The following is a 4,864-nucleotide window of genomic DNA, read 5'->3' on the forward strand; positions in this document are numbered from 1 at the left end:
TTCATTCGTCCACATCGGCGGTCTCCGCGAGAATCAGACCGCCTCATTGAATCACAAGCGATTCATCCGATTCAACTTGTCTTCGGACCGACACTGAGATGCATGCAGGCCGCCACAGGCGCCATCCAACGCGGGAACACGGCGCCGGTCGGGCATCTGATTTGCGTCGTAAGTGTTGGATGGCTGATGGAAACCGGCGACCAGCACGATCCGCAGAATCCGCGCAATCGCCTGCTATTCGACGCCGCTATCGCATGGGCGCAGAAGACTTTCGGAGAGACGTCGCTATTGAGCGCCAGAATGGATCTCGATGAAAAAGGCGCCGGGGTGGTCGACGTATTGGTGGCGCCGATGACGACGAGCAAGACCGGAAAGAAATTCTTGTCTGTCAGTCCTGCCCTGACGAAATTACAGGCGCAATACAAGACAAGAAATACATTCGCTGCTCTACAGGATAGTTGGACGGAATTCGTCCGAGCGAACCTCGACCCGACTATCGAGCGCGGCCGCGAAAAGGAGGCGCGTGGCCCCGACCGTTTGTCGCCGGAAGCCTACGCCGCCAAGGCAGAGACCGAAAAGGCCCGCGAGTTCATCCGCTCGGAGAGCGACGAACTGGATCGGCTGCGATCGGAGCTGATGATCGCGGACAATGCACGCATTGCCGCCGAGCAGGCAGTGGCCGAACGCGAGCGGCGATGCGCAGCGACCGAGGCAGCGCTCGAGCAGCGGCGATTAGCGCTAGAGACGGCCGCCGCAAAAAAATTGACGAAAGCCGGCAAAAGGCTCGTCGAGTCTTTCCAGCTCGGCATGCTCGCCTGGCTCGACGGACGGATCACTCTCGTCCCGGTGGATCGAGGAGAACGGTATCGCGTGTCCTTGACGGACGCGGTGAACGACGCCGACGTCCGAGACATTGAACGATCGCTGCGCCCCGCTGTAGAATTGGGCCTCGCGCGGCTGCTCGCGGCATGGCAGCTCGTGACGGACGAATTGGGAGTCGAGGCGGACGAGGTCAAGAACAGGATCGGGCGGCGGTCTGGTCTCCTATGACCTGCGCGGTCTGGCTACCCGTGGCCAAATCGATCGCAGATGCTGGCTGGCAGCGACGCCCGATTTCGAGCTCCCGAAAATTGAACCCTCGACGAGTCGGCTGTTCTGAAAAGGTACAAGGTCCGCGACGGCGCCACCCTGCGAACGTGAAAGTTTGACCCTTCTGAGACATTCGAGAGGTGAGCGGTAAACTTCGCAGATCGAGGAACTACAGTTCCACAGCGAGTTTCAATCTGTGGAGCTGCATCCTTACGATAGGCAAGCGCTCGCGCGGGTTTTAGCGCTGCATTCTCTTAGCGATCCTCAACGTGTAGGCTGCGGCGTCGGTCTTGATAATTTCCACGGTATCGCGCGCAGTCGCTCCAGAGAGCCCGAGAAATCTGCGGACCGCTCCGCGTTCACGTAAAATCTTTTTGCTCCCATCGATGTCAGTCGTGATTGTCTCGCCGGGAGCAAAAGTGATCCGTAACAACATGCGAGCGCGATGCTTGGCACTGGCACCGCCAACAGCGTCCGCCGGGAAGAAGTCCATTACGTCAGTCAGTCTAATATAGTCGTTTTCAAGCCCCCCTTCGGTCACAGGCACGCTACGACAGATTCCCGCTGGTAATGCAAGATTCATTTCAACCTCGCTGGGCGTGGACGTAGGAAAGCTTTGATTGCTCGCTTTTTCTTCTGGTTTGCTATTCGCTAGAGCCCTGCAAACCTCTCGCCGGCTCTCCGCGAGCGACGACGTGTCGTCGAGCAACCACTCTTGCCGGTGACTTGTCGCCAAAGGCGACGGGTGAATGACGTGAACGAACGTCACGTCCTCTGTCCGGTACGCCAGCTCGCTCACTCGGTTGATCGACTTGTGCAGTTGCTTCATCCGCTCAAAAAGCGCCCCAACATACGGGCGGTCGAGTCCGAGGAAGACTACAACGCGGACGCTCTCGGGCAGGTGCTTGAGGAATTGCTCTGTGCAGCCGTCGAAGAAACGACGAACAGGGCTACTGGGGGCGATGGCGCTGCGGACCACCTTGCCCGAGGTCGTGTACTTGCCTGCCTCGACCTGCATGCCGAGCCCGCACCGGACAACCGACGCAAATCCAATCCGCGTCTCCGCCGATGTGAAGCACGCGTCTATGTCGGCACCCGCGACAATGAACCCAAGCGCGGTGAGGATCTCCTTGAGGTTCCCGCGCGCGTTGTTGAACGCGATTTGATCGAATGGCATGCCGCCACGTTGGTTGGCGCCCTTGCTGAATCCGAGAACGAGCACCTCGGGGCTCGCTGCGCCCCAGTATCCGGGGTTGTTGTCGACCCGCCATCCGTCAGCCTCATAGGCGACGCCCAACTCGTGCCCTGGTGGGAAGCACGCGACGCAGGAGATTTGGCCGTGTCTGAGGGGTGCGACGGTAGTGAATGACGAATCCATTTCGTTCAATCTCTGAAAGAGGTCGCTGCGAGCAGTCGCGTATGCGCAGCGGCGGAGTTGGACTGATAATGCATCGCTCTCGCGAGCAAGCGGCGAAAGCACCACGATTCTCGTAGGATTTCAAATGGCATCTATAGGAGCTTTCGCGCCAGGCGTTGCATGGCGAACCTTGGGCCTACAGGGCACGCAGCTAGGTGTGAATGATCGGTCGATGGCTGCGCCTCAGCGGCAGCTCCTGACGCCACCAAGCCTTTCGGGGGCGGAGCGAGGAATTCTGACCCGTTGCGGCCCCGTCGCGCCGATAGGCCCAACGGCGGGTTACGCCGAAAGGCGACATTCCCGGGCCGGGCGTCCAGCAGCGGCTGCGGGATCGTGTCGCTCAAGAGAAAATGCTTTTGCTTACGCTGATGCCATTCGAGGCCTCGCGCCAAGTACTCGAACGGGCCGGCGAACCAAAGAAATTTGCGACGCTACCCTGCGGTCAATTCGCTCCTTACTGCGAGAGCTTCGCCCAATCCTGTCCGGCGGCGCGCGACTGGTTCGTCGCGCATTTCTAATGGCCCACGTCTCCACGCGACCCTCGTCCGGCGCGACCGGCTCAAAGCGGTCTTTCAGAAGCTGGAAGGCTTCGGGAGCGATTTCGAGAGTTTCGTCACCGGAGAGGAGAGAATGTCTCGGGGGTGAGCAATATCGTCTCCACGCAGGAGAGCCAGGCGATGTCGAAACCCGCCATGTCCGCCTTGAACAGATCGCTGGCCATATAGCGATCAGAGGCCGCCTCGGGATCGACACCTTCGGGATAGCCGACGAGTGCGGCGACTTTCGCCGGATCGCTCGCAACGGTAAACACGCCATGTGTGACGATCCCGAATGCTTTCAGGCTTTCGATATGCTTGATCCAGATCTTGCGATAGGCCGTGGCGGCCTCGACGGATTTCAGCGTGTAGATGCGCATTTCATAGGTCGTCATGGATTTTCTCCGCTCGATGACGCGTGATCGGACGCTCGCTACGACATCGGTCCGGGCCATGGAGGCAACGCCTCGTCGCTCGACGGGCGGCGGTAACGCCGACTCGTCTCCCCGGACGCTCGTTTGCGGAGCAGTTCGAACTTGCCCAGTTCACGTTGCTCGAGGCGCGACCCTCGAATAGCCGGCGATCAATTCCTGCATGATGACGCTCGCAGGCAAAATGGCGTCGAGCAGCCCGAGGTTCTGGCCGACGACGAGGCTGCCGTTCTCGACGTCGCCGTCGATGGCCGCCGCGCGCAAGACGCCACGACCGATCTCGCGGATGCGCTCCGCGGCCTCTTCGGGCGGCAGTTCCCGTTCGAGGCGCAGCAATTCATCCGTCAGCCGGTTTTTGACGCCACGCACCCCGTCGCCGGCGCTGACGCCGGTCAGAACGGTGTCGCCCTCCCCGGCGGCGACGATGGCGTTCTTGTAGTTGGCGTGGATCGGGCATTCCTCGGCGACCAGGAAGCGGCTTCCGACCTCGACGCCGGCTGCGCCGAGCATGAGCGAAGCAGCGACGCCGCGTCCATCGGCGACGCCGCTCGAATTGATCACGGGGATGGAAACGGCGTCCACGACCTGGGGTATCAGCGAGAATGTGCCGGTGAGGCCGAAGATGTGACCGCCGCCGTCGTACCCCTTGACCGAGATGAAATCGACCCCCGCCGCTTCGAACACTTTGGCCTCCGACACCGAGGACGCCTTGCCGATCGTCGCGGCGCCGTGGCTCCTGAGCGCTTCGACGTAACGCGGAAGCGTGTCGAAATAGGCGGGGAACGTCTCGATCTCGACAACCCTGATCCCTTGGCGCAGGGTGATTTCCAGCAGCTTGTCTGCGTCGGGCAGGCAGGTGATGATGTTGAGGCCGAAAGGCGCCTCCGTCAGGGCTCGGGCCGCGCGGATCTCGGCCTCGAAGATGGCCGGCGGGCAAAAGCCGAGCCCCATGATTCCCAGCCCGCCGGCGTTGGAAACGCTCGCGGCGAGCTTGCTGTCCGACGCCCAGGCCATCGGCCCTTGCAGGATCGGGTAGCGAATGCCGAGCTTGTCGCAGACAATGTTGGTCATGATCCCCTCTCGCCTACCCTGACGGCGACGGCGTCCTTTGTGGGATTGGACGGGCGGTCGCAGCGCCGCGACCATCTCTTTCGAAACATCGCGCCCCGTTCAAATGAACGGGTAGGTTTTGTATTTGCACCGCAAAAGGCTATCAATAGCGAAGCCGACCGTCAACTATTGAACGATGTCGTTCAGTTACGGATATCGAATGAGGATCGCAATGGCGGAGCCCGACAGGCCGAAAGTAAGGACGAGAGGGCCGCGAACGGTCGAGCGCATCGTCGAGGCGGCTCACCGGTTGTTTCTCAGCCGAGGCTTCGCCGAAACAT

4 protein-coding genes are annotated in these 4,864 nt (G+C 61.0%); 1 reads left to right on the plus strand and 3 read right to left on the minus strand.

Annotated elements, in window-relative coordinates; genetic code table 11:
- The first annotated feature begins 102 nt into the window (after positions 1 to 102).
- A complete protein-coding gene (locus EDE12_RS21495) occupies positions 103 to 1,050 on the plus strand; it encodes a hypothetical protein (RefSeq protein WP_134188306.1) in 948 nt (315 codons plus the stop codon).
- A gap of 277 nt (positions 1,051 to 1,327) precedes the next feature.
- Here EDE12_RS21495 and EDE12_RS21500 read toward each other — a convergent pair whose 3' ends face one another.
- The 3 genes from EDE12_RS21500 to EDE12_RS21510 form a co-directional block, all read right to left on the minus strand.
- The gene (locus EDE12_RS21500; RefSeq protein WP_051592523.1) at positions 1,328 to 2,386 is read right to left on the minus strand and encodes a hypothetical protein; all 1,059 of its coding nucleotides are present in this window, start codon (positions 2,384 to 2,386) and stop codon (positions 1,328 to 1,330) included.
- A 733-nt stretch (positions 2,387 to 3,119) separates the two neighbouring features.
- A complete protein-coding gene (locus EDE12_RS21505) occupies positions 3,120 to 3,437 on the minus strand; it encodes an NIPSNAP family protein (protein ID WP_026599166.1) in 318 nt (105 codons plus the stop codon).
- 150 nt (positions 3,438 to 3,587) lie between these two features.
- The gene (locus EDE12_RS21510; RefSeq protein ID WP_026599167.1) at positions 3,588 to 4,544 is read right to left on the minus strand and encodes a nitronate monooxygenase; all 957 of its coding nucleotides are present in this window, start codon (positions 4,542 to 4,544) and stop codon (positions 3,588 to 3,590) included.
- Positions 4,545 to 4,864: the final 320 nt, after the last annotated feature.

The organism is Methylosinus sp. sav-2, assembly GCF_004366495.1.
GTDB lineage: Bacteria > Pseudomonadota > Alphaproteobacteria > Rhizobiales > Beijerinckiaceae > Methylosinus.

Excerpts from the sequence above, each read along its gene's own strand:
- EDE12_RS21495 (WP_134188306.1), top strand. The coding sequence starts at position 103 with ATGCAGGCCGCCACAGGCGCCATCCAACGCGGGAACACGGCGCCGGTC.
- EDE12_RS21510 (WP_026599167.1), bottom strand. The coding sequence starts at position 4,544 with ATGACCAACATTGTCTGCGACAAGCTCGGCATTCGCTACCCGATCCTG.
- EDE12_RS21505 (WP_026599166.1), bottom strand. The coding sequence starts at position 3,437 with ATGACGACCTATGAAATGCGCATCTACACGCTGAAATCCGTCGAGGCC.